The following is a 23,747-nucleotide window of genomic DNA, read 5'->3' as shown; positions in this document are numbered from 1 at the left end:
TCGACAGGATGAACTTTCCTGGCCGGTCTATCCTCACAACCCTGGTAATGACAAACACGGACGCGAAACCTCGCGCCGGACCTTGAGGAGGCAGACATGGCTATCATTAAGAAAGCATCGGCTCACTGGGAAGGTGACCTGAAAACCGGCATCGGCTCCATCTCCACTGAAACCGGTGTGTTGCGCGAAGCACCTTATGGCTTCAAGGCCCGCTTCGAAGGCGGCAAGGGCACCAACCCCGAAGAACTGATCGGCGCGGCCCACGCTGGCTGCTTCTCCATGGCGTTTTCGATGATTCTCGGCGAAGCCGGGCTCAAGGCTGACGCCATCGACACCAACGCCGACGTCACCCTGGATCAGGTCGATGGCGGCTTTGCGATCACCGCGGTGAAACTGACGCTCAAGGCCAAGATCCCCGGCGCCAGCCAGCAGCAGTTCGAAGAACTGAGCAACAAGGCCAAGGAAGGTTGCCCGGTTTCCAAGGTGCTGAACGCCAAGATCACCCTGGACGCGACCCTGGTGAGCTGACAAACCGAAGATCGCAGCCTCTGGGCCGCCGCAGGCTGCGGTCTTTTTACCCTGTCACCCCATCAGCAATCTGTGGTCGAATGAAGGTATGCAGTGTCTGCGCACAGGCAGTGCGCGCTGCCATGAGGAATTTCGAGCATGAAACGATTTGCCGTGGTGGTCATTGGTTGCGCCTTCGCCACATCCGCCCTCGCGGCGCCCAAACCGTGCGAAGAGCTCAAGGCCGAGATCGAAGCCAAGATCCAGGCGCAGGGCGTAACGTCCTACACGCTGGAAATCGTCACCAATGATGAAGTCCACGACCAGAACATGGTGGTGGGGACGTGCGAAAACGGCACGAAGAAAATCATCTACCAGAAGAACGACCGCTAGCCGCGCTACATCAGGCAATGGGCTTGTCGGTCTTCGGCGACCACTTCTCGCTTGGCGTTGTATAGCCTGGCGCTTGGGCTATAGGCCAGGTTACGGGCCTCCAGGCGATAGCGTTGGCCGGCCTCGAAGCCATCGTAGCGCACGGTCAGGTAGCACAGCCGCTCTTGCGGTTCGGAAAACATCCCCAACCCGCCACCACCGAACACCTCGAAGTCGAAGCGCACTTCCAGTTCGTGGCTGCCTGGTGACACCTGGAAAAATCGCCCATCCCGCAAGCGTTGCCCATCCAGGCTTTGCGCCATCAGGACCTTGCCACCCGGCGATGGCGTGGCGAAATCGACCCAGGCCATGTTCGGGTCAACCGGGGGAAGCGGGGTCATTGCGCAGCCGCCCAGAGCAATGAGCGTCAGTATCGGTATAAGAGCGCGCATGTTCAGCGTCCTGGAAAATCAGGCCCTGAGCATAGCGCCGATCAGCTTTGCTGGCAGCCTGCCGGCGTACCTTGCCCCACCACTTTGCGCTGTTGATCGTAGAGCTTGGCCCACGGCCGGAAACCAATGCTGCCGGCCTGCAACTGGTAACGCTGGCCAGCGTTGAAGTCCTTGAACTTGACGTTCAGCCGGCAATCACGCCACAGCGGCTCGGCATCCGGACCGATGTTGCCGGGCTCGACGGCAAATTGATAACGCACCGTCAGCTCATGGCTGCCAGGCTGCACTTCGAAATAACGCTTGTCGATGGACGTCTTGTCGTCGACCTCCAACGCTTGCAACGCGGTGTCCTGATGGCTTCCCAGGTCAATCCACGCCTGGGACGGATCGGGGTCCGGCAGCCCGGCACAACCGGTCAGCAGCAAAAGGCCACTTGTCAGCATCAACACGCGCATAGCGAAGCTCCAGGCAAGCGAGATAGTCTTGTGGGCAGACTCTCCCAAGGTGATTCCAATTGATCAGGCCGCGTTCAAGCCATCGGTTACTCGACCGTGTTTTCCGGGTTTTGTTTCCAGGCCTCCTGCTTTTGTTACTCAACGGTTGCTCCAGTGTTGGCTACTACAGCCAGTTGGTCGGCGGACAACTGCGCTTGCTGCAAGCCCGCGAGCCGATCGACAAGGTGATTGCCGACCCCACGCGCGATGCCCAATTACGCACGCACCTGGCCCAAGCCCGCGAGGCCCGCGCGTTCGCCAGCGCCCACCTGCACCTGCCGGACAACAAGAGCTATCGCCTGTACGCCGACATTGGCCGGCCGTTCGTGGTCTGGAATGTCTTCGCCACGCCAGAGTTTTCCCTGGCGCCGCAAACCCATTGTTTCCCCATCGCCGGCTGCGTGGCCTACCGCGGCTACTACAGCCAGGGCGCCGCCCGTGGCGAGGCGGCCTTGCAGCGCTTGCAGGGCATGGACGTGTCGATTGGCGGCGTGGAGGCCTATTCGACCCTGGGCTGGTTCAACGACCCGATCCTGAGTTCGATGATGCACTGGGGCGACGAGCGCCTGGCGACGCTGATTTTTCATGAGCTGGCGCACCAGCGGTTCTATGTAAAGGACGACACCGAGTTCAATGAGTCCTTCGCCACCTTCGTCGAACAGGAAGGCACCCGGCAATGGCGCGCCAGCCGCGGCCTGGCGCCGGACAACGGCAAGCGGATGCAGCAGCGCGACCAATTCACCCAACTGGTGCTCGACACCCGGCAACGGCTGGAGACCCTCTACGCCCAGCCACTGCCAGCCGAGCAGATGCGCCAGCGCAAGGCTCAGGCATTCAAGCGCTTGCGCAGCGACTACGAACACCTGCGCGACAGCCAGTGGGCGGGCGACAAGCGCTACGATGCCTGGGTCTATGCGCCCATGAACAACGCCCGCTTATTGCCGTTCGGCCTGTACGACCAATGGGTCCCGGCGTTTGCGGCGCTGTACAGGCAGCAAGACGGAGACTGGGAGGCGTTCTATTCGGCGGTCGAGAAGCTTGGCAGGCTGCCTATCGAGGCGCGTAAAGCGGCGTTGAAGGCCCTGGCAGCGCCGAAGACATCGGCTGATTGAACGGGCCTTTTCGCGAGCGGGCTGCACGGCATCCGTGGGGGCGAGCCTACTCGCGAAGTCGATCAACCTATACGCAAGTGAGCCGACCTAGCGCCCCTTCTTCCAGAGATAGGCCCCCACCACCATCCCCAGCCCACACAACACCGCCACATAGTAAGCCGGCCCCATCGGGTTTTCCTTGAGCAGCAGGCTGACGACCATCGGGGTCAAGCCACCGAAAATGGCGTAGGCCACGTTGTAGGAAAACGACAGGCCACTGAAGCGCACCACCGGCGGAAACGCCTTGACCATGACGTAGGGAACCGCGCCGATGGTGCCCACCAGCAGCCCGGTCAGGGCGTACAGCGGGAACAGCCAGTCAGGGTGCTCGGCCAGGCTGTGGTAGAAGGTCCAGGAGCTGGCCAGCAAGGCGGCGCAGCCGAACACAAAGACACGGCCCGCGCCGAAGCGATCCGCCAGGGCGCCGGCCAGGATGCAACCAATGGTCAGCATCACAATCGCCACGCTGTTGGACTGCAACGCGGTGGTCGGTGCGAAGTGGTAGACCGTCTGCAGCACGGTCGGGGTCATCAGGATCAGCACCACGATGGCGGCGGACAACAACCAGGTCAGCAGCATCGACACGACAATGGCGCCGCGATGGTCGCGCAGCACCGCGCGCAGCGGCACTTCCTCGGCCAGGGCCTTGCGCAACTGCAACTCGGCGAACACCGGGGTTTCGTGCAGCCAGCGGCGCAGGTACACCGAGAACAGCCCGAACACGCCACCCAGCAGGAACGGAATCCGCCAGGCGTAATCGGCCACTTCCACGGGCGTATAAAGGCTGTTGATCGCGGTAGCGACCAGCGAACCCAGCAGGATGCCTGCCGTCAAGCCGGAGGTCAGGGTGCCGCAGGCATAGCCGATATGGCGCGCCGGCACGTGTTCGGATACGAACACCCAGGCGCCTGGCACTTCGCCGCCAATGGCTGCACCCTGGATCACGCGCATCAGCAACAGCAGGATCGGCGCCCACATGCCGATCTGCGCGTAGGTCGGCAGCAGGCCCATGATCAGGGTCGGCACGGCCATCATGAAAATGCTCAGGGTGAACATTTTCTTGCGCCCCAGCAGGTCGCCGAAGTGAGCCATGATGATCCCGCCCAGCGGCCGGGCCAGGTAGCCGGCGGCAAAGATGCCGAAGGTCTGCATCATGCGCAGCCACTCGGGCATTTCGGCAGGGAAGAACAATTTGCCGACCACGGTGGCAAAGAACACGAAAATGATGAAATCGTAGAACTCCAGCGCACCGCCCAGGGCAGATAGCGACAAAGTCTTGTAATCGTTGCGAGTCAGTGGACGTGCGGGTTGTGCGGGCGTCGCCGTGCTCGAAGGCGCAGTGGTCATGGCAAGGGCTTCTCTTATAGTCGATTCTGCCGGCCGGAGGATAGTTGGGGCCTGGGCAGGTTCGGCACCATAGCAAATTGTTCGAAAAAGCACATAGAGGCGCGTAATTGACAGTCGAAAACAGCACCGGGTGGTCGTCTCTACGTCTATCGCCCGATATACTCGCAACCTGCAACACTCTGTAAGGGGTTGCTGTGCGAAAACGTCGTTGGCGGTGTAGGGCCAGACAGAACCAGCCGGTTTCGCAGAGTCTCCCTTTGGTACGCCTTTACGAAAAACGTGATGAACGTAGCCTCTTCGGGCTGAATCGTTTTTTACAAGGACGGCTATTCACCTGAAGCACCAGACAGCGTTACGGGTCAGAGGCCCCTCGGCATGATAGAGCTCGAACAAGAAGATCCAATCCCGCAAGGCGACCTGGCCCTGCAAATCACCGCGCTTCCGCGCGAGACCAACGGCTTTGGCGATATTTTCGGCGGCTGGCTGGTGTCCCAGATGGACCTGGCCGGCACCGCCATGGCCAGCAAGGTCGCCGGCGGCCGCGTGGCGACCGTGGCGATCGATCGCATGGCCTTCCTGGTGCCCGTGGCCGTGGGCGCACAGCTGTCGTTCTATACCCAGGCGCTGGAAATCGGCCGTAGCTCCATCCAGATGATGGTTGAGGTCTGGAGCGACGATCCGCTGTCCAGCGAGTGGCGTAAAGTGACCGAGGCGGTGTTCGTCTTCGTCGCCATCGACGGCAGTGGACGCACCCGCTCGGTACCGCCACGCGCGCGTTAAACGCGGCGGCCGTTTTGCGGTCCATCGTAGCCCCTGTTCCAGAGCGAGATTGCACCATGTCCACGCCCAACGTCGAAGCCGTCAAACTGGATGAACTGAACGCTTGGCGGATCCGCCACGGTCAGGCCGAGTTGCTGGTGGCCCAGCAAGGCGCGCATATCCTCAGCTATCAAGTGGACGGCCAGCCGCCGCTGATCTGGCTCAACGACCAGGCGACGTTCAAGGCCGGCAAGAGCATCCGCGCCGGCGTGCCGGTGTGCTGGCCGTGGTTCGGCAACCTGACGCGCAACCCCGACAGCGTGCAAGCCATGCGCGTGAGCAACGACCCGGCCACGGCCCACGGCCTGGTGCGGACGATGGATTGGGAACTGCAAGGCATCGAGGCCGAGGGCGAACGCCTCAAGGTGGAGTTCGTGCTGCCTTACCCCGAGAACGGCCTGCCGGGCTGGCCTCACCAGGTGGACCTGACGCTGACCATCGAAATGGACGAGCAGTTGCACATCAGCCTGACCAGCCACAACCGTGGCAGCGAAACCGTCAGCCTCAGCCAGGCGCTGCACAGCTATTTTGCCGTGAGCGACGTGCGCAACGTGCATGTCCAAGGCGTCGACGGCCTGAGCTATATCGAAACCCTGGACGACTGGAAAACCGTCACCCAGGCCGGCGACCTGCACTTTGCCGGCGAAACCGATCGCATCTACCTCGATACCCCGCCAACACTGAGCATCGTCGATGCGCACTGGCAACGACGGATCGAACTGACCAGCCGCGGCTCGCGCTCGGCGGTCATCTGGAACCCCTGGACCGAACGCGCCAAGGCCTTCAGCGACATGGCCGACGACGGCTGGCAGCGCATGCTGTGCATCGAAACGGCGAATGTCATGAATGACGTGGTGACGCTGCTGCCCGACGCCAGCCATACCCTGGGCGTGAGCATCGGCAGCAAGCCGCTCTAATCCTCACGCCTGCGCCTGTGGGGGCGAGCCTGCTCGCGAAAGCGATCAACGCCGCCCCTCACCACCACAACCTCCCCTTGTTGAAAACATCGCGCAATTGCGCCGCACGGATAGCCCGTCGGCCCGGATCGAACGCCAAGGCCAAGCGCAGCGCCGGCCAGCAGCGCCCGGGAAGGTTGCGCGGTGCCTTGAGTTGGCGTTCCAGGCGAGCAGCGCGGGCCTGGGTGGACGGCAAGCGGCGAAACGGGTGGCTGCCGCTGGCCAGCTCGTACAACAAACAAGCCACGCCATAGATGTCGGCCGACGGCGACAGGGCCGCCCCCTCCAGCAGTTCCGGCGCGGCATAGGCGGGTGTCCAGGCGTTGAGGCGTTTGCGGTCAAGGTTGGCCAAGCGCGTCAACGGCCCCCTCTGTGCCTGGCCCAAACCGAAATCGAACAAACGCAGCTGTGCTTCACCCAACATGACATTGCTGGGCTTCACGTCGCCGTGCAGTACACCCCGCCCGTGGGCATACGCCAAAGCATCGAGCAGCGGCACGGCAATCGCTTGTAACTCGCGCCAGGGCACGCCCTGCGGACGCTCGCAAAGCAGCTGGTCGAGGGTCTGGCCGCGCATCAGCTCCATGGTGATGAACGCCTCCCGGTGAGTCGCATCCACTTCAAAACTGAACGGGCGCAGCACGTTCGGGTGGTGCAAATGCCGGCTCAGGGCAAACTCGCTGAACAGCAGCGCACTGGCGTCGGGGGATGCGTTGAAGGGCTCGCTGAGCATTTTTAGCGCGATGTAGGGCGCGGGGTCACCGAACTGTTCGTGCAGCAGATCCCGAGCGCGGTACACGAGCCCCATGCCGCCCGCCCCCAGTAAACGCTCCAGACGAAAACGCCCGGCCAGGACAAGCGGCGCTTGGTTAGCGTCGCGTTCGGTCGCGACCACCGCCAGCGGGGCATCGGCGAAGGCGAAATAGGTGTGCTGGCCGCTCTGTACACTCACCGCCGGATCACCACCGCCGTAAGGTTATCCCGCGCCGCGCCACCCAGAACCTCGTCGAACAAGCGCTCCACTGCCGAACACGGTGAAGCCAGCCCCAACGCGCCGCCCAAGGCCTCTGCGCCAAGGCCTTGATACAGGCCATCACTGCACAGCAAGAACGTATCACCGGGATACACCGCCAGTTCCAACGTCTCCAGCGTCAATTCTTGCTCGGCGCCCACCGCGCGGGTCAGTGCCTTGCCCGCGGGGTGCGCACAGGCCTCGGCGCGGCTGATGCGTTGGGTGTCGATGAGTTGCTGTTGCAGGGAGTGGTCCTTGGACAGCTGATACAACCGCCGGCCGCGCCAGAGGTAGCAGCGGCTGTCGCCGGCCCAGATGCAGATGCCATGGTTGCCTTCCAATAGCAGCACCACCACCGTGCTGCCCATCATACCGGGATGACGCTCGGTGACGGTCAGCTCCTGGCTAAGCCGCCGATTGCTCCAGCGCAAGCACCGACGCACTGCACTGGCGCGTTCATAGAGGTCTGGATGCATCGGTAACTCGGCCAGGTGGGCAACAATCAGCTGGCTGGCAATGTCACCGCCCCTGTATCCGCCCATTCCGTCGGCAACGGCCCATAACCCCTGTTGCGGACATTCTAGAAAGGCATCCTCATTACGCGTCCGGACCTTACCGGTATCCGTGCGCGCAGCACTGCGCCAGGGGCCATCGGTCTGCATCAGAGTTGCACCGGCATTCGAAATGTCCGCAATGCAGCCATGTCGAAGGGGTTCGGTGTGCGCTGGCTTGTCAGCAGGTAGTTGGCACGTAATCCGCCCAAATCGGTCTTGAGCACAGCCACATCGCGCCCGCTCAGGTATTCGGTTGGCATCAGGTCGAACATGCGAAACAGCGACCAAGGGCCGGTATTCTTTTCGATGCCCACGCCTCGCCCGACCATTTTTTCCAACACCAAAGCCGTTCGTCCGTTCTGCTCGTCGCTGGGCCAGGTGAACGTCCGGGGCAGGATCGGACCATGGCGGTACTCGAGCGTCCTGCCGCCAAAGCTGAATTCAGAGCGGCTCACCGTAGGATCGAGGGTGTAGGGCTCAAGTGTGAACTGCACCTGTGGTTCAGTCGGGTTATGCGCGAAGAAGCTGCGGCGAATAGTGTCCGTCGTCGTCATCTGGTCGAGAAAGCCCCTGGACATCGGCAAACTTTGCCCATCGATGCTGCGCAGCCTGTAGTGCCCCGCAGTCCCACTGACGAAAGGCCGTAGGTAGCGTTCGAAGAATTGATCGACAATGCCATCACTCCTGAAAAACTCCCGGAAATCATCGAGTGCCACGTCACTGACGCTGTGGGCGTTGAACGGGTACCGTTTGTCGATCGCCTTGCCGTAAAAGCTGTACAGCTCGCTCTGATAGCGCTGGTTCAGATAGCGGTACGAATCACTGAGTACCAAACGCCAACTGTCCTCGGCCAGCCCGTTGAACCAGGCACTGACCGGACGCGGCAGCCGAACTGACGCACTGCGCAAGTGACTCAATGCATCACGGTGCCCTCCCATGCGGCCTCGAGCCAACTCGAATGCGGCGTGCTCCGGCGCACCGGCTCGGGCCAGGCTCGCCAACTGCAACTGCAGGTCATCGAGAGCCCGCAAGGCCTGGTTCAGATCAGCAGTCGGGCCGTTGTCCGCGTCCAGCAGCCGATGCAGTGGTTCGAAACGTCGTTGCAAGGATTTTCGTGCAGTGTCCGGTAGCTTTTCGGTCAGGGAATCAGCGGCTTTCCCCACTGCCACAGCGAGTTTTTCAACAGAGCCGCCTTCCCCTGCCGTTTGCGCCACAGCGACTACTCGTTCGGCCCCCAACTGGATTCGTGTGTTTTCGCGCACCTGCACCAGCAACTGCAAAATGGGCGAATGCGCCGAAGCCAGCCCTGCGAGTTGCTCGGCTCCTGTCCCAGTGCCGGTCATCGGCTGCAAGGTCACTCGACCGATCGCCTCACTCCAGCGGTCGGCATAGTCGCGAAAATACAGTTGTTCCAGCTCGGCCATCAGGCGACGCATGTCCATGTGGCTGAGACTTTCGCCATCACCCAGCACCCAGTTATCTCGCAAGAGTTCAGTGACCAGGACCGCCCCTTGAGTCGAAAAGTACCGCTCAAAACCTTGTCGGGTGTAGAAGCCAGGAATCACATGATCGGTGCCGACCAACAACGCGCCCTGTGAACCCAGATGATGGCTGAGCCGATAGTGCGGTAGATGGCTGGCCTGTTCATGCAACATCCTGTACACGACAACGGCCAGGGATTCACTGCGCAGGAGTTCCCTTGCCTGTGCCACCAGCGACTCGTCCAGCGCAAGGGAGAAGGGCTGCTCCAATAAACGCGCAAAATGACTATTCAAGCCCTCTTGAAGCACAGTGTCGCCAGCGTAGCGAAGCGACCAATCCTTGCCCAACCGGTCCTTGAGCCACTCTGTGTCACGACGCTCGCGCAGATTCAGCATCAGGTACGCGCGCAAGCTGTTGAACAATTGCTCGCGATCATGACGGTTGTCACGGATATGCTCTTCCAATCGCAATGCGACCCTGGGCAGCAGTTGAGCCTGCAACTCCCGCACATACGCGTCGGTCACCGCTTGATTGCTGGCTTTACCCTGGTACAAACCAATGCGTTCATACAAAGGCACCGCTGCTAGGGGTGGAAAAACCTGGGTGGCTTCGAAACGTGTATCAAGTGATCGAAGCATCGCGACCCAGTCATCGTCTGTCACAGCAGTCGATTGCTGCTGATCCCAGCGCTGCGCCAGTGCGCGCAAGCTTTCCAGGCGTTCGTGATTGGTCGAAAAACCGTTCGCCCACAACAATCCAAATACGCCAAGGACTATCAATCCGGCAAGGTACGAAGTCCGCTGCCCCCGATTGATAAGGCGGCGCTCACGCTGATCGAGGTCGACCCGATCGGCCTCTGGAAAGATCACCCGAGTGACCAGGTGACGGATGAATCGAGGCGAATCGCCAGACGGGGCGTTGCTGGCCCAAGCGCCAGAATTTCCCTGCCCAACGTCCGGTTTCATGGCCAAGCTGGGGCGTGGGGCGCAGGTTAGATAGAAGCCACGCAGGCAACGATTACTTCCGGTGAATGCCTGCTCGACCAGCAAGCAAAGATTGCCGCCGAGTTGCTCAAGTTGGTGCGGGAAATCAAGAATGCAGCTACGACGCCGGGTATCGCGCTCCTGATGCATGCGCAGGAGGACCTGGCTGTTGAGCCGCTGCAGCAACGCTTCGAAGTTGTCGCGCAACTCGGTCACGTCGATTGCATGGTGATCTCGACTGAAACTGGCTCCAAGCACCTGGTCGCGCTCTTCGCGAGCCAGCGAATCGAAAAACTCATTGAAACCAGGCACACAGTCCGCTTTGCTCAGGACCAGATACACCGGTACATCGACGTGCAGCCGTCGCCTGAGTTCCTGTAGCCGGCCCTGGATCTGTCGAGCCAGAGCGGTTACCTCCCCCTCGCCGCCCAGCAGCAAAAGTTCGGTCGGAACCATCAAGAGCACACCGCTCAATGGCCGACTCCGGCGACGTTTTTTCAGTAACTCAAGCAGCACGGTCCACGCGCTGCTGTCGACATCGCCGTTGCTTTGGGTGAGAAAGCGCCCGGCTGTGTCGACCAAGACCGCGTGTTCAGTGAAATACCACTCGCAATATCGAGTACCCGACGTATCGCTGGGCGGAGCACGCTCACCTCGGTCGAGAAACTCCAGGCCCGAGCCTTCCAGCAGGCTGGTCTTGCCGCTGGCGGGCGGACCTACCAGCAAGTACCACGGCAGATCGTTGCGCCAGCGTTGACCCTGGCCAGGATAAAAACCTGCGGACTTTAGCGTTCTTAGCGCCTTACTGAAGCGCGAGCGCACTTCGCGCCGCTCGTTATCGAGCCTTGTGCGATGCGAGCCACGTGACTGATCAGTGTTGCTTTCCTGAACCGTCGCGGGCGAACCGACACGCCCATTAGCGAAGACCATACCCAGGCCCCACCCCAGTGTAAGTACACTGACACTCAGCAGCCTGGCGACAGGGCTTGCCCAGAACTTGTAGTCATTGATTGCCAGCAGTGGGCCGACAAACCACACCAGCAGCGACGCACAAAGCACCAGCAGCAGCGACCAGGCCCAGGTTTGACGAACCCAGGTATCGATTTTTCTGTAAAGCAATTTCATGACACATCCCTGTTCAAGGCAGCCGCTTAGCGGTGACCGGTTCCAGCAGTTGGTAAGGTTGCAGCACGCTTTGGCGTTGCTCGGCCAGTACCCAGGCGAAGCTCGAATACATCACGCCCAGGCACAACACCGTAAAGGCCGCCACCGCCCAGGCCGGGACAATGCGCATTGGACGGCGACGAATGCCACCTGCGCCTTCCCAGTGAGGTGACAGTTCGCGCGGGGCGTCGCCGCGTACCTGGCGAATCAGCCGGTACAAGGCATCGCGCAGGCCTTCGAGCTCAAGCACCCCGCGAGCTTGAACCCGGTATTTGCCTTCAAAACCCAGGGACAGGCACAGATACATCAACTCAAGCATCGGCAGGTGCTTGACGGGGTTCTTCGACAATCGATCAATCAACTGGAAAACTTTTTCGCCACCGAAGGTTTCATTGTGGAACGTGCTGAGCAGACTCAGCTTCGACCAGTCGCTGCCCTGCCCCCAGGGCGTGGTGACGACCGCCTCGTCAATCACGGTGCAGAGTACATAGCGTGCAGCGATCAACTGCGTGCTCTCGACATCCGCCTTTAAGGCTCGGGCCTCGAACCGCTCCAGGTCCAGGCACAACTCGCGCTTGAGTGCCAGCAGGTCCCCACGTTCCTGACCGTACTTGAGCTGCACCACTTGCGATAACAATTCGGAGGCCGCTGCCACCAACGGGTTGAGACTGGCATTGAATACCTGGGACGGCGGCAATTGCGCCGCATAGATCATTCGTTCCTGCAGGTGCTCCATGCGCGGCGACGCGACAGCATCGGTCAAGGGGCCCGAAGCAGGGCGCTGCCCATGATGGTCTAGCAAGACTGTCGCTTCGTCTTGAGGATTTTCCTTCTCCATGTCGTTCAATTCCTGATGGCCCAAAAATTCAGTTCAAGTTCGGAAAAATCACCAGAAACATGGAATGCAAAGCCTGCTGAGCGCCTCAACTGAGCCAGGTCTTCGGTGCCCGGTTCGAGAATGAAATAGGTTTTGTTGGCATGAAATGCGATCTGTCGCGGCGCTACCGGCAGGGGTCTGATCCTGATGCCTGGCAGATGCAGGTTGACCAACTGGCGGATGCGTTCCACCGAACCGATCTTGAGGTGCGACGGCAGTCGATGACGCAGCTCATCACTGTCACAGTTGGCACTTGCCGCCAGCACAAACGAGGCGGAGTCCAGAAGCGAAAGATCCTTCACCGGCGAAACGGTGATGCCGTATTGACGCGCCTGCATTTGCAACTCGATTGCATGCTGCTCGAGCACCATCGACAACGCCTGACGAATCGCCTGCATCAAGTCGCGAAAACACACACCTTGGTTACTGTGCTGATAACGGTTGTTGAACGAGGGACGTTTACTGTCACCGGAGAATGTCGCCAGTTCGCCCAACAGCGCCAGCAACGTTCGATACAGCGTTTCCGGATGCACATGCTCCAGGTCCAGATAATGACGTAGCAACAGTTCGCTGCGGTTGATCAGTTGCAACATCATGAAATCACCCACCTGGGCGCCACCCGCCTTGCCATGGGCGCCGATTCGCTCGGCGAGGCTATCGCCCCGATGGGCGAGCATGCCGAGGACTTCCTTGAGGCAAGACAGCAGATAGGGCGATGAAGCAGCCTGGATGAAGGTCGGCACGAAGTCCGGATCGAGCCTGATAACGCCATCGGCCGTGGTGTCGAGTACCTCACACAGCTTGAGCTTCACGAATGCGTCATCGCTCTGTTGCTCTCCCAACAGCAGACGCAGGTCCGGACGACCACAGCTGATCTGGCTTGTGCCGGTTTCTCCGGCATTGGAGTCAGCCACCTGTGCATCGTAGACGGTGTAGCGCGCCAGTACGTCGGACTGTTCCGGACGACGGGACTCGATGTGATTACCGGTCACCAAGGGCAAAGCGAGGTAGATGGGTGTATTGCGGGTATTGGAAGGGACTTCCAAGACCAGCGGTTCGGCGTGACCACCCAGCTCGAACAGACTGCCATCCGGCAGGATCCCGCTGGCCTGGCTGACCACCAGTTGGCCCATGTTAAGAAACTGCAGATCGATTTCCAGCCCCAGGAATCCCCACGCATAACGGCTCAACAACCGAGTGCGGACCTTCAACTGGTGATCGAAGTAACGATCGTTATGCTGCAGGTGTTGCGGGCGCAGGAGCATGCCTTCCTGCCAGACGACCTTATCGTGATTCATTGGTCATCCACCTTGGCCAGAGGGTTGGTAATCCCGTCTTGAGCGAGGATCAGGCTCGCCTCGGTCAACTGCGCCGGCGCAACCGGTAATGTGTAGCGCCATCGCGCGTGCGGCAGGTCTCGGTACGCCGCGAGCAGGCCAACGTAACGACCATCGCCGGTAAGACCCAACCTGAGCTCGACGCTGTCGCCCGGGCGCAACTCCAATTCTTCACTGGCCACCAGATCGGGCGACAGCGTTTCCCTCGCGCGCTCATAGAGGCTGAAGAAGTCTGCGTTCTCAAACGCAACCGGCTGCCTCAGTTCAAACAACCGAACCACCACTGGCGACGGCCGCCCATTGAGGTCGGGATTGAGCTGGTCGCTGGCGGCCAGTGTGAGATTGAGTTTGGTCATCGTCGAGAATGGCGACCAGACGGCGCAACCGCTCAACAAAAGCGTTACGACAAAAGCTGTAAGCGTCCTGCAGAAGAACATCGTGAAACGGGGCATGGTCGTCATCCGTGGCGATCGATAGGCGGGGAGGAAATCAGGCGAGCTTGCTCTTCATAGGCCTGGGCAGTTCGCTGGAACCATTGCGCAGCTGTGATCGCCAGGGATTCACGGGCTGCCTTATCCAGGTCATTGAGGTCCATGCCCAACGCGTGGCCGAAGCGTCCCCAGAAACTGTCATCCGGATAGTCGCTTGGCGGATGGCGCTTGAACTCAATATCGGCCGGAGCCTCGACCAGTTCCGGCAACAACAGGTTTTCTACATCGAGACGAGCGGGGTTCAAGCTCCCGAATCTGCTGCGCGTTCGTGCAACAGGATTTATCAGCTCATCGATGTCCAGGGAGGTACGCTCCTGTTGATCGAGAGCTTTAAGTGGGTCCAGATCCAGAAACGCGTCATCCGGGATCAGCCGATCGCCCGACGCCAGGTGGCCTGGTTCGGCAATGCTACGAGTGAGTCCGCAGACCTGCCGCACCCGGATCTGGAAATCCCCCATGATGTAGGTATTAGCGTCCTTTATCCGCACCGGCTTGCCTTTGGGCAGGGGCAGGCCACTCTCGCGGTCGATCGTACCGTTGGCGCTGAGATCGGTCAGGCAAAACGTACCTTCACGAAAGCTCACCAATGCGTGCTGCTTGGACACCACGCGCTGGCAGTCAGGGATGATCCAGTCGCAGTCCTCACCTCGGCCTATGACACCTCCAGCCGGCCCGAAAGCTTTCCGGCGATGCCGTACGGCGCCAGGTCGGCCGGGGTTCAGCATCTCGAGAACAAGTTCCATCTATAGAAGCTCCTCGGCTCATTTGCCGCGGTTGAGCGCTTGTGGATCACCCAGAGGGCGATAAACGCTGTCGTTGAATGTGTAATTGCTGTTGCACCCGACAAGGCTGCAGGACATGACGCAGGACAAAGCAAATGCGGACCAGGAAAAGACACGCATGGAAATGGCTCCAGGGCTAATGGGTGACGCGGCAATGGATACGTCGAGACAAGGAAAGGATCAGTCATCGAAATCACCGCGCTGAATGTTCAGGCGCTCGAGACGGTAAAGCAGAGTGCGCAGTGGAAGGCCCAGTTCACGGGCGGTACGAGCCTTGTTGCCGCCAAATTCGCGCAAACCATCGATCAAAAGATTTCGCTCGATCTGCATCATCCGCTCTCGCAGACTTACACGACCGCGCTCCACCGGGCTCTCGATGCGCAACCCGAAATGCTCGACAAGCAGCTCGTGGCCCTCGCACAACAGCACAGCCCTTTCCACGATACTTTTGAGTTCGCGTACGTTTCCCGGGAAACCGTAGGCGCTCAGATGGTCAAGCGCCGCATCCGACCAGCTCACCGGATCGCGCTGCAAAAGTGCACAAGCCTTGTCGGCAAAGTGTCGCGCCAGCTCGATAATGTCCCCATCACGCTGGCGCAATGAGGGCAACTGGATCGGAAACTGGGCCAGGCGGTAGTACAGGTCCTCGCGAAACTTGCCCTCCTTCATCAACTGCTTCAGGTCGCGATGGGTAGCTGCAATGATCCGTACGTCGACGCTGTGAGTTTCATTGGACCCCAGTGGACGGATCTCACCTTCCTGCAGCACTCGCAGCAGTTTCGCCTGGAGGGACAATGGCATGTCGCCGATCTCATCGAGTAACAACGTGCCTCCGTTGGCGGCATCGAACAGCCCGACACGGTCCCGATCAGCTCCGGTAAAAGCCCCCTTGCGATAGCCGAAAAGCTCACTTTCCAGCAGGTTTTCGGGCACCGCTGCGCAGTTCTGCACAACGAGTGCCTTGGCCCGACGCTGACTGGCGTCATGAATGGCGCGGGCCACTACCTCCTTGCCAGTACCGGTCTCACCCCGCAGCAGGATGGTAAAAGGACTGTGCACGACCTTACTGATCATCGAACAGGTCTTGCGCATCGCGGCACTCTTGCCGATCAGGCCGTAGTCATTGGCGCTCGGCAGGTTTCGATTGATGGATTGGAGTTCGCCGACGGAACGACGCAGGCGTTGCAACAGGCGGAGTTGGCCCAGCGCAAACGTTCCAAGATGCCCCAGGGACTCGGCAAACCCATGGAGGTCGAGGTGGTTTTCACTGGCACACAGCAATACACCATCAGCGGTCCCTCGGGAGTTGACGAGAGGGATGCAGAGCATCGATTGCCACGGCGTAGCCCGGCCTGGCAGAAATCCGGTTTCATGGAGGCTGTCGCTTAACGCATCGAGGCATACGACACGGTTCTGGCGCAGCACAAATTGCAAAAGTGGCTCGTGGTTGTAGTCGCTGGGAAGATTTGTCTGATCACGGCTCCGCAGATGCCCTTCCAGGCATTCGGCGTTCAACCCCAAATGACCACGGGCTGCATCGAGCAAGTACAACTGGGCCAGTTCACACCCGCTGAGTCGAGCAGCACCTTGGATGAAATGCCCCACCAGCACAGCCTCGTCCTCCAGGCGCGAAAGACTGGAAAACTGCAGTAGAAGCGCCTGGGCATAGGCAAGCGGTTGCGGAACACTCTCGAACATGACACTCACCTCAAGTGAACTCACACGCTACGTTGGCTTCGCTGTTGAGCATCGCGTGAACGTGCCGCAGGGGTTCCTCGGCCGCCTTGGAAACAAGCAGCCGATCGGCCACCAGCGGCATCAAGTGCAGATCGAGCAAACGGTCAATTAGCCGCGCGCCACTGTCGCTGCGAGTGCAGTGCCCTACCAGGTGATCCACGAGACGCGCGCAATAGCTGAAGCCCAACTGACGACGACGCAGCCGCTCGCCCAAGCGATCGAGTTTAAGCTCCACCAACTCACGCAGGACTGATCCGCCAACCGGGTAATAGGGAACGACACACATGCGTGCCAACAGTGCAGGTTTGAAATGTTTACTGAGGATTGGGCGAATGCACGCCTCGAGGCGTTCTGTGCTCGGCGGCGCGCCGCTCTCGCACAGTTCAGTGATCCGCTCACTGCCCAGGTTCGACGTCATCAGGATCAGCGTGTTGCGAAAATCAATCTCTCGACCCTCGCCGTCGTTGGCCAGGCCTTTGTCGAAGATCTGGTAAAACAGGTTCATCACATCCGAGTCGGCCTTCTCGACTTCATCCAACAACACCACTGAATAGGGCTTTTGCCGCACGGCTTCCGTCAGCATTCCACCCTCGCCAAAACCGACATAGCCGGGTGGCGCACCGATCAGTCGGGAAACCGTGTGCTTTTCCTGGAACTCGGTCATGTTGAAAGTGGTTAGAAAACGATCACCGCCATACAACAGGTCGGCCAGCGCATGGGCCGTCTCTGTCTTGCCGACGCCGCTCGGCCCCACCAACAGGAACACGCCCACCGGAGCGTCGGGTTTGTTCAGGCCGGCAGCGGCGGCGCGGACTACGCGGTCAAGCGCCTGAACGGCCTGCTCCTGACCCCGTATGCGAGCTCGCAGGTCAGTCGCAAAACTGGCGATGTTTACATCATGCTCTTGCGCCAACTGCGCCAGGGGAATGCCGGTCCACGCACTGATGACTTCAGCCACCAGACGCGGGCAAACCTCGTAGCTGACCAGACGTTCCCGGGCTTGTGCAGCCACCAGGGTGTCGCGGGTTTCGCGCAATGCCGACTCCAGAGTCTCGATGCTCAGGGCTTGATCAGCCACGGTTTCCCGCGCACCGATCAGTTGGCGGCGCAGCGACAGCAGACGCTCCGCAAGGATGCGTTGCTCGGTCCACTGAGTTTCCAGCGCCTGGCACTCGGTTTCGACGGTATCCAGGCGCGCCTCCAGTGCCTCCAAGACCTGAGCATCGATCGAGAGGCCGGCTTCGGCGTCGCGACGCAGCGCCTGGCGCTGACGCTCACCTTCGGCCAGTTCGCTGCGTAACCGCTCAAGGTTTTGCGGTGCGCTGGCCAAGCTGATACGCACGCGAGCGCAAGCGGTATCGAGCACATCGACGGCTTTATCGGGTAGTTGGCGTCCGGTCAGGTAACGGGCCGACCATTGAGCCGCCGCGACCACCGCATCATCGCGCAGGTAGATACCGTGGCTGCTCTCATAGGCCGGGGCGAGACCGCGCAGAATGGTCACCGCTTGACTGACTGTCGGCTCATGCAGTTGCACTGGTTGAAAGCGACGGGTCAGTGCCGGGTCTTTTTCAAAGTATTTTTTGTACTCGACCCACGTGGTGGCCGCGATAGTACGCAGCTCCCCCCTGGCCAAGGCGGGCTTGAGCAAATTGGCTGCATCCGAGCCACCAGCATTGCTACCGGCACCGATCAAGGTGTGGGCCTCGTCGATGAACAGGATGATGGAGCCGGATGATGTCCTGATCTCGTCGATCACGCCCCTGAGGCGTCGCTCGAACTCGCCTTTTATACTGGCGCCGGCCTGTAGCAACCCCATATCCAGCGAAAGCACTTCAACATCTTCCAGTACGGATGGCACTTCTCCGGCTGCAATACGCAGCGCCAGACCTTCGACAATGGCTGTCTTGCCGACGCCCGCATCTCCCACCACGATTGGATTGTTTTTGCGCCGTCGCACGAGAATGTCGATCATCTGCCTAATCTCGCCGTCCCGACACAGCACCGGGTCAAGGCCACCCTCACGGGCCTGCCGGGTCAGGTTATGGGTAAAGCGCTCCAGCAAGGAGCCTGCCGCTTGAATGGACGGACAGTCGCGCGACCGGATTGGCAGTGAAAGGGCGAAATCCTTCAGCCGATCAGTGTTCAACCGGGCCAACAAAATGCTGCAGGAGCGGCCTGTATAGCGAGCGGGGTTACGGAGCAATGCCAGGATCAAGGCCGTCTGGTCGATCAGTTCTTGCTCAAGTTCAAGCGTCGCCACCGACAGCGCATCCTGCAACCATTGCACCAGCTCTGGCGCGAACACCGGATTACAGGACGCGCTATGTTCCATCCGCGGTTGCAAGGTGGCAGACAGCGCTTGGGCGTTTACCTGAGCATCTTGTAATGCGCGTTCGAGCAGGCCTCGGGGCCGCTCCAACAACCTCAGCAGCAGATCTTCCGCCAGGACTTTATCGGCACCACGCGCCACACACTGCTCGGCAGAACGCTCCAGATCATCCCGGGTTTCGGCATCCAATGCCTGTATGAGTCGCTGAAGATCTACGTTGATCATGTCATCCATTTCCTAATGAGTTTTACTGCCTAGGATCACCACGCCGTCCGCGCGCTCATGCCCCAGCCAACTGGTCCATCCCAGGCGACAACTGTTCAGTTCTCCAATGCACAGGGCTCGTATTTCCTGCTGACGCAGGACCAGGCGGATGTCGTACTCGAGGGGATCGCGCAGCGTGAATCGCACCAACGAGCACAGCGGTCGATAACCGAGGCCAATGGGCAGGAATTCGTGGAAGCGTTGCCAATCCAGCTCACAGATATGAATACGAAATTTGCCGCCTCGGTCGCGCACCCGCTGACCGAGCACCAAGTCGTTGCTCAACAGGCTATTGGCACTCCCCAGCCGATTGCGCTGCTCGTCGAGAATCTCCACCCGACGCTCGATGCACTGCTCCAGAACCAGCTCGGCGTGTTTGAAGTAGTAACGCAGCACCGCCTCGATCAGCGCCGCCGAGTGAGCACGCAGGCTCAACAAGCCCAGGTACGGCAGCAGGCGCTTCCAGTTCAGTTGGCTGGCCTTGCGGATTTCTTCGCCACCCAGTCCGATCAAGGCAAACAACTGCTCGGAGAAGGGGTCTCGAGCTCCGCTCTGAAAGCTTGTGCAATACCGGTATTTGCGCCAGATCGGCAGCATCAGTCGCTGAAGACGATGGTGGAATATGTCGAGGAACTGGCGAGTCGAATTTCCGCCTTCCTCACCCAAAGCTTGCTCGCCGTAGAACGCCGGTAGAGGCGAACCTGCACCTATCAGACAGAGCAGGTTCAAGCGCATACGTGCGCGCACCTTCCCCTGCTCCTCGAAAAACTCCACGCGATCGATATCGCTGGCCGGGAAACCCAGGCTTGGATTGGCTTGGAATTCCAATTGATCGTAAAGCGCCTCATCATCCAGGCCCGGATGGGCCTCACGCAGCCGATTCAGGACCAGTAACACGGCTTGGAACAGCGAGTACTCGCGTATTCCTCGTGTCAGCACGTTCATAGAAGCGGCTGTTGGCCCATGCGGGGTGACCATTGATACACCTCTCCCTGTGTGCTGTTCACCCGCAGTTCGTGATACGAATTGAGGCTGGCATAGAGCGCAAAAAACTCGTTGAGAACCGAAGTGAAGACAAATAGGTCGCCTTCACCGATGTAACCTTGTGGGTCGACGGTCAGTTCGGTACGTACACCCCGAACCGGCAGCCCCCGATGCAGCCGATCGACATGCAGGTGCCTGATCGATTTGAGACCGCCCAACAGACGCTTGCTGACCTTCTCGGTTTGCTCGTCGTAGTAACGCGGAAAATCGTAGCTTTCGAGGATTACCTTGAGCGCATTGACGTCCGCCAGCGACAGGTAGTTGAGCGACATGTTGCTGATCAGCTTCCACAGGTAATCGCGGTTCAGTGGCGGCGCGAAGCTGGGTGTAACCGGGCCGATATTGCGGAAACTGAGAGACTCCGGCGTTCTCTCACCGGGTTGATCGATATCGCCGGGCTTGAGCTGGCGTGGCAGGTCCTGGTTGGTGCACGTCAGTTCGATCGACAGCGTTTCATAGGTCTGGGCTGGTTGAATACCAAAGGCCAGGCAGGTATCGAGGCCGCTGTTCAACAACGAGGGGCGCTGGCGAACGCTGTAATACGGACGGCCAGTGGGGACGTCGAAACTTGAATCATGCTCAAACGACTCGAACGGCACATAGGACTGATACCCCAGGCCACCAGGCCGCCAGCCAATGACGCTGTCGACTGAATAGACCGAGCAGTGCTCCAGGTCATAACCGGCCGGCAGCAACGGATACTCGTCTTGTTTGCCATCCAGGCGGATCGGCTGAGCGTCATGCTTGAACAGATTGACGATTGGCGTGCAGTAAAGCTTCACGTTGTCCAGCGTCGGGCGCATGCGCTCGATGCCGCTTTTGCGGATATCAAAGCGCAGGTCCAAACCGCGCACCTGTTTCAGACGGTCCACTGGCAACGTGCTGATCACGTCCAGGCCAATCACGTCGACGAACAAAAACTTGTCCTGGAACGCGAAATACTCCTGCAGGTAGCGATAGCCGCGGAAGGTGTTCAGCGGATACGGGATCAACGCTTCCTCCTCCGCAAATCCCACCGGCTGGACACGCTCAGCCGGAATCCTGAACGTCATCGGATTGCCATCCACGGCGCTGAATGGCTCGCCGGCACCGTTCAATGGGACCAGCTCAATGCCTTCAAGATTACGTACCAGGCTGAGATAGAGCATCTGGCTGATATACCGCTCGCCCGTGAAGTGCAGGCGCAAACGGCTCAACTGCACTTCACCCAAGTGGCCGTCGCAAGGCATCTCCAAGCGCAGGCTCAGCAGCGAGCCGGTACCCTTCACCGAGTAACTCAAACGGGTCAGGTCCAGGGCCAGGACATCGGTTGGATAGCACGTCCGGAAATGGCATCGCACACCTTGGATCGGCTTGCTTTCAACCGGTGTATCGCGCTCTACCCGCAGTGCGGGTCCGGAACGCGACAATGAATCAAATTGCAGAATACTGAAGGCCGGCAATGGCCTCATATAGTTAGGCCACAGCAGCTGCATCAACGAATGGCTCAGCTCCGGCAACTGGTCATCGAGCTTCTCGCGCAGTCGCCCGGTCAAAAAAGCAAATCCCTCCAGCAGGCGCTCGACATCCGGATCCCGTCCAGCCTGCCCCAGAAAAGGAGCCAGCGCCGGGTTTCGATCGGCAAAACGTCGACCCAGCTGACGAAGCGCCGTCAGCTCGCTCTGGTAGTAATGGTTAAATGCCATGCATCGCTATCCTTGTCTGACCTTGACCTGACCGCCGCCATCCAGGCACGCGAGAAAACTAACCTGTCGCTTGAAACCCTTAACATCCAGCAAGCCCTCGATGCTGAAGGACAACCTCAGCTGGCCGTGATGACCCGGCATCGAAGTGACACAAACATTGCTGAGACGAGGCTCGTAAGCCTCAACGAAGGCTTCGATCGCGCGGCGGGCCTGGCTTTTTGCATCATGCAGGCTCAAGCGCATGTCATTGAGGTCCGGCAGCCCGTAATCGGATAGCGTCCGCACACTGCCTGCGCGGACGCTGAGCATCCTGGCCAGATGAGCGGCCACGGATGCCATGATGCAAGCCTCGACATTCAAACCGTTGCGCATCTGGGCTTCGCCGGCCAGGCGCTCGAAAAGGCTGCCATAGGCCATGACCCGTGCTTACGCCTTGTCCAGCTTGCCAACCAGCGACAGGGTGAAATCGGCCCCCATGTATTTGAAATGCGGGCGCACATTCAAGCCAACGCGATACCAGCCTGGTTCGCCTTCCACATCGCTTACAACAATCTTTGCCGCACGCAATGGACGACGACCACGGACCTCGGCGCTTGGATTTTCCTGGTCAGCCACGTACTGGCGAATCCAGTTGTTGAGCTCACGCTCCAGATCCATGCGCTCTTTCCACGATCCCAACTGCTCCCGCTGCAAAACCTTCAGGTAATGAGCAAGGCGATTGACGATCATCATGTAAGGCAGTTGGGTGCCCAGTTTGTAGTTCAGCTCAGCCTGCTTGTCCTCGACACTGTTGCCGAAGAGCTTAGGTTTCTGAACGGAATTGGCTGAGAAGAACGCGGCGTTATCGCTGCCCTTGCGCATGGTGAGGGAAATGAAACCCTCTTCGGCCAACTCGTATTCGCGGCGATCGGACACCAGGACTTCGGTCGGGATCTTGGTTTCGATCTCACCCATGCTTGCGAAATGATGCAAAGGCAGGTCTTCAACCACGCCGCCGCTTTGTGGGCCAACGATGTTGGGACACCAGCGAAACTTGGCGAAGCTGTCGGTCAGACGCGAGCCGAATGCATACGCGGTATTGCCCCACAAATAGTGCTCGTGGCTATTGGCAACGGTCTCCTTGTACACAAACGACTTGACCGGGTTCTCCTCTGGATCATAAGGAGTCCGCAATAAGAAGCGTGGCACCGTCAATCCAACGTAGCGCGCATCTTCCGACTGACGAAAACTTTGCCATTTGGCAAATTGCGGGCCCTCGAAGTGATCTTTCAGGTCCTTGAGGTCCGGTAGGCCGGCGAAGCTTTCCAGGCCAAAGAATTTAGGACCGGCAGCGGCGATGAATGGCGCGTGGGCCATGCACGCAACGCTGGATACATACTGCATGAGCTTCACATCCGGCGAACTTGGCGACATGAAGTAGTTGGCAATGATCGCCCCTACTGGTTGCCCGCCGAACTGACCGTACTCTGCGGTGTAGATATGTTTGTACAAGCCCGATTGCATGACCTCTGGCGAGTCTTCAAAGTCGTCCAACAGATCACTCTTGGAGACATTAAGCATTTCAACCTTGATGTTTTCGCGGAAATTGGTCCGATCCACCAGCAACTGCAAACCGCGCCAAGAGGACTCCAAGGCCTGGAACTCCGGGTCGTGCAGAATCTCATCCATCTGACGACTGAGCTTGGCATCGATCTCGGCGATCATGCGGTCAACCATGGCTTTCTTGACCGGTTCACCGCTGTTCTGCGGTTTGAGCAATTCCTCGATGAATGCAGAGACGCCGCGCTTGGCGATGTCGTAGGCCTCGTCGTCCGGAGAAAGACTGGTTTGAGCGATGATGCTGTCGAGAAGGCTGTACTCGACTGCTTCATTGTTTTTCTGCTGCGCTACGCTGCTGCTCATGGG

Annotated in this window: 22 protein-coding genes; 5 read left to right on the top strand and 17 right to left on the bottom strand. The window is 59.7% G+C overall.

All coding sequences use genetic code 11. The features are described 5' to 3' along the window. Positions 1-96 precede the first annotated feature (96 nt). Together V3H56_RS00500 and V3H56_RS00495 are read left to right on the top strand one after the other, a co-directional pair. Positions 97-528: an OsmC family protein gene (locus V3H56_RS00500; RefSeq protein ID WP_042730554.1), complete on the top strand. Its 432-nt coding sequence runs from the start codon at positions 97-99 to the stop codon at positions 526-528. A gap of 138 nt (positions 529-666) precedes the next feature. Next, complete coding sequence (locus V3H56_RS00495; RefSeq protein ID WP_047739321.1) at positions 667-900, top strand: DUF1161 domain-containing protein; 234 nt, start codon at positions 667-669, stop codon at positions 898-900. A gap of 5 nt (positions 901-905) precedes the next feature. On the opposite strand, the gene V3H56_RS00490 is transcribed toward V3H56_RS00495, so the two are convergent. Beyond that, positions 906-1,331 carry a lipoprotein gene (locus V3H56_RS00490; protein ID WP_047739322.1) on the bottom strand — a complete coding sequence of 142 codons (426 nt, stop codon included), beginning with the start codon at positions 1,329-1,331 and terminating at the stop codon, positions 906-908. 41 nt (positions 1,332-1,372) lie between these two features. Then, positions 1,373-1,786 (bottom strand): hypothetical protein, encoded by a 414-nt coding sequence (locus tag V3H56_RS00485; RefSeq protein WP_042730557.1) that lies wholly within the window; start codon positions 1,784-1,786, stop codon positions 1,373-1,375. Positions 1,787-1,845: 59 nt separating this feature from the next. Between V3H56_RS00485 and V3H56_RS00480 the strand changes: the two genes are divergently transcribed. Further along, entirely contained in the window at positions 1,846-2,937 is a 1,092-nt protein-coding gene (locus V3H56_RS00480; RefSeq protein WP_338474090.1) for an aminopeptidase, read from the top strand. Positions 2,938-3,024: 87 nt separating this feature from the next. Here V3H56_RS00480 and V3H56_RS00475 read toward each other — a convergent pair whose 3' ends face one another. Continuing rightward, positions 3,025-4,323 (bottom strand): MFS transporter, encoded by a 1,299-nt coding sequence (locus V3H56_RS00475; RefSeq protein WP_042730559.1) that lies wholly within the window; start codon positions 4,321-4,323, stop codon positions 3,025-3,027. A gap of 375 nt (positions 4,324-4,698) precedes the next feature. Here V3H56_RS00475 and V3H56_RS00470 point away from each other — a divergent pair, with 375 nt between their 5' ends. Together V3H56_RS00470 and V3H56_RS00465 are read left to right on the top strand one after the other, a co-directional pair. Continuing rightward, positions 4,699-5,103 (top strand): acyl-CoA thioesterase, encoded by a 405-nt coding sequence (locus V3H56_RS00470; protein WP_003177184.1) that lies wholly within the window; start codon positions 4,699-4,701, stop codon positions 5,101-5,103. Between the two features lie 56 nt (positions 5,104-5,159). Further along, the gene (locus V3H56_RS00465; protein ID WP_047739323.1) at positions 5,160-6,059 is read left to right on the top strand and encodes a D-hexose-6-phosphate mutarotase; all 900 of its coding nucleotides are present in this window, start codon (positions 5,160-5,162) and stop codon (positions 6,057-6,059) included. A 58-nt stretch (positions 6,060-6,117) separates the two neighbouring features. Here the strand turns inward: V3H56_RS00465 and V3H56_RS00460 are convergent, their stop codons facing one another. The 14 genes from V3H56_RS00460 to tssC are packed head-to-tail and all read right to left on the bottom strand — an operon-like array spanning position 6,118 to position 23,744. Next, the gene (locus V3H56_RS00460) at positions 6,118-6,999 is read right to left on the bottom strand and encodes a serine/threonine-protein kinase (RefSeq protein ID WP_234408034.1); all 882 of its coding nucleotides are present in this window, start codon (positions 6,997-6,999) and stop codon (positions 6,118-6,120) included. 47 nt (positions 7,000-7,046) lie between these two features. Beyond that, positions 7,047-7,772: a protein phosphatase 2C domain-containing protein gene (locus V3H56_RS00455; protein WP_047739325.1), complete on the bottom strand. Its 726-nt coding sequence runs from the start codon at positions 7,770-7,772 to the stop codon at positions 7,047-7,049. Continuing rightward, positions 7,772-11,254 (bottom strand): type VI secretion system membrane subunit TssM, encoded by a 3,483-nt coding sequence (gene tssM, locus V3H56_RS00450; protein ID WP_338474089.1) that lies wholly within the window; start codon positions 11,252-11,254, stop codon positions 7,772-7,774. Before tssM ends, V3H56_RS00455 begins: the two co-directional genes overlap by 1 nt. A 13-nt stretch (positions 11,255-11,267) precedes the next feature. Continuing rightward, entirely contained in the window at positions 11,268-12,131 is an 864-nt protein-coding gene (icmH, locus tag V3H56_RS00445) for a type IVB secretion system protein IcmH/DotU (protein ID WP_338474088.1), read from the bottom strand. 5 nt (positions 12,132-12,136) lie between these two features. Continuing rightward, a complete protein-coding gene (gene tssK / locus V3H56_RS00440) occupies positions 12,137-13,468 on the bottom strand; it encodes a type VI secretion system baseplate subunit TssK (protein ID WP_042728875.1) in 1,332 nt (443 codons plus the stop codon). Next, positions 13,465-13,959 carry a type VI secretion system lipoprotein TssJ gene (gene tssJ, locus V3H56_RS00435; protein ID WP_042728891.1) on the bottom strand — a complete coding sequence of 165 codons (495 nt, stop codon included), beginning with the start codon at positions 13,957-13,959 and terminating at the stop codon, positions 13,465-13,467. Before tssJ ends, tssK begins: the two co-directional genes overlap by 4 nt. Before the next feature lie 5 nt (positions 13,960-13,964). Further along, the gene (tagH, locus tag V3H56_RS00430) at positions 13,965-14,741 is read right to left on the bottom strand and encodes a type VI secretion system-associated FHA domain protein TagH (protein ID WP_080964396.1); all 777 of its coding nucleotides are present in this window, start codon (positions 14,739-14,741) and stop codon (positions 13,965-13,967) included. An 18-nt stretch (positions 14,742-14,759) separates the two neighbouring features. Next, the gene (locus V3H56_RS00425) at positions 14,760-14,900 is read right to left on the bottom strand and encodes a type VI secretion protein (RefSeq protein ID WP_080964397.1); all 141 of its coding nucleotides are present in this window, start codon (positions 14,898-14,900) and stop codon (positions 14,760-14,762) included. Positions 14,901-14,960: 60 nt separating this feature from the next. After that, a complete protein-coding gene (locus tag V3H56_RS00420) occupies positions 14,961-16,478 on the bottom strand; it encodes a sigma-54-dependent Fis family transcriptional regulator (protein WP_047739330.1) in 1,518 nt (505 codons plus the stop codon). 10 nt (positions 16,479-16,488) lie between these two features. Further along, complete coding sequence (tssH, locus tag V3H56_RS00415) at positions 16,489-19,074, bottom strand: type VI secretion system ATPase TssH (RefSeq protein WP_047739670.1); 2,586 nt, start codon at positions 19,072-19,074, stop codon at positions 16,489-16,491. Between the two features lie 12 nt (positions 19,075-19,086). Further along, a complete protein-coding gene (gene tssG / locus V3H56_RS00410) occupies positions 19,087-20,091 on the bottom strand; it encodes a type VI secretion system baseplate subunit TssG (protein ID WP_047739331.1) in 1,005 nt (334 codons plus the stop codon). After that, the gene (gene tssF / locus V3H56_RS00405; RefSeq protein WP_047739332.1) at positions 20,055-21,842 is read right to left on the bottom strand and encodes a type VI secretion system baseplate subunit TssF; all 1,788 of its coding nucleotides are present in this window, start codon (positions 21,840-21,842) and stop codon (positions 20,055-20,057) included. The genes tssG and tssF overlap by 37 nt, the downstream gene beginning before the upstream one ends. Positions 21,843-21,848: 6 nt before the next feature. Beyond that, entirely contained in the window at positions 21,849-22,259 is a 411-nt protein-coding gene (tssE, locus tag V3H56_RS00400; RefSeq protein WP_047739333.1) for a type VI secretion system baseplate subunit TssE, read from the bottom strand. A gap of 9 nt (positions 22,260-22,268) precedes the next feature. Continuing rightward, complete coding sequence (gene tssC / locus V3H56_RS00395) at positions 22,269-23,744, bottom strand: type VI secretion system contractile sheath large subunit (protein ID WP_047739334.1); 1,476 nt, start codon at positions 23,742-23,744, stop codon at positions 22,269-22,271. Between the last annotated feature and the right edge of the window lie 3 nt (positions 23,745-23,747).

Origin of the sequence: Pseudomonas sp. MS646, from assembly GCF_036693845.1 — a bacterium.
GTDB classification, from domain to species: domain Bacteria; phylum Pseudomonadota; class Gammaproteobacteria; order Pseudomonadales; family Pseudomonadaceae; genus Aquipseudomonas; species Aquipseudomonas chlororaphis_E.
The sequence above is the reverse complement of the archived record's forward strand: the minus strand, read 5'-3'. Positions and strand labels throughout refer to the sequence as shown.

Bases quoted from the DNA above. Each gene is read 5' to 3' on its own strand.
- V3H56_RS00485 (WP_042730557.1), bottom strand. From the start codon at position 1,786: ATGCGCGTGTTGATGCTGACAAGTGGCCTTTTGCTGCTGACCGGTTGT.
- V3H56_RS00470 (WP_003177184.1), top strand. From the start codon at position 4,699: ATGATAGAGCTCGAACAAGAAGATCCAATCCCGCAAGGCGACCTGGCC.
- icmH (WP_338474088.1), bottom strand. From the start codon at position 12,131: ATGGAGAAGGAAAATCCTCAAGACGAAGCGACAGTCTTGCTAGACCAT.
- tssM (WP_338474089.1), bottom strand. From the start codon at position 11,254: ATGAAATTGCTTTACAGAAAAATCGATACCTGGGTTCGTCAAACCTGG.
- tagH (WP_080964396.1), bottom strand. From the start codon at position 14,741: ATGGAACTTGTTCTCGAGATGCTGAACCCCGGCCGACCTGGCGCCGTA.
- V3H56_RS00455 (WP_047739325.1), bottom strand. From the start codon at position 7,772: ATGCAGACCGATGGCCCCTGGCGCAGTGCTGCGCGCACGGATACCGGT.
- tssK (WP_042728875.1), bottom strand. From the start codon at position 13,468: ATGAATCACGATAAGGTCGTCTGGCAGGAAGGCATGCTCCTGCGCCCG.
- tssJ (WP_042728891.1), bottom strand. From the start codon at position 13,959: ATGCCCCGTTTCACGATGTTCTTCTGCAGGACGCTTACAGCTTTTGTC.
- V3H56_RS00495 (WP_047739321.1), top strand. From the start codon at position 667: ATGAAACGATTTGCCGTGGTGGTCATTGGTTGCGCCTTCGCCACATCC.
- tssH (WP_047739670.1), bottom strand. From the start codon at position 19,074: ATGATCAACGTAGATCTTCAGCGACTCATACAGGCATTGGATGCCGAA.
- tssG (WP_047739331.1), bottom strand. From the start codon at position 20,091: ATGGTCACCCCGCATGGGCCAACAGCCGCTTCTATGAACGTGCTGACA.
- V3H56_RS00465 (WP_047739323.1), top strand. From the start codon at position 5,160: ATGTCCACGCCCAACGTCGAAGCCGTCAAACTGGATGAACTGAACGCT.
- V3H56_RS00475 (WP_042730559.1), bottom strand. From the start codon at position 4,323: ATGACCACTGCGCCTTCGAGCACGGCGACGCCCGCACAACCCGCACGT.
- V3H56_RS00490 (WP_047739322.1), bottom strand. From the start codon at position 1,331: ATGCGCGCTCTTATACCGATACTGACGCTCATTGCTCTGGGCGGCTGC.
- V3H56_RS00500 (WP_042730554.1), top strand. From the start codon at position 97: ATGGCTATCATTAAGAAAGCATCGGCTCACTGGGAAGGTGACCTGAAA.
- tssC (WP_047739334.1), bottom strand. From the start codon at position 23,744: ATGAGCAGCAGCGTAGCGCAGCAGAAAAACAATGAAGCAGTCGAGTAC.
- V3H56_RS00425 (WP_080964397.1), bottom strand. From the start codon at position 14,900: ATGCGTGTCTTTTCCTGGTCCGCATTTGCTTTGTCCTGCGTCATGTCC.
- V3H56_RS00420 (WP_047739330.1), bottom strand. From the start codon at position 16,478: ATGTTCGAGAGTGTTCCGCAACCGCTTGCCTATGCCCAGGCGCTTCTA.
- tssF (WP_047739332.1), bottom strand. From the start codon at position 21,842: ATGGCATTTAACCATTACTACCAGAGCGAGCTGACGGCGCTTCGTCAG.
- tssE (WP_047739333.1), bottom strand. From the start codon at position 22,259: ATGGCCTATGGCAGCCTTTTCGAGCGCCTGGCCGGCGAAGCCCAGATG.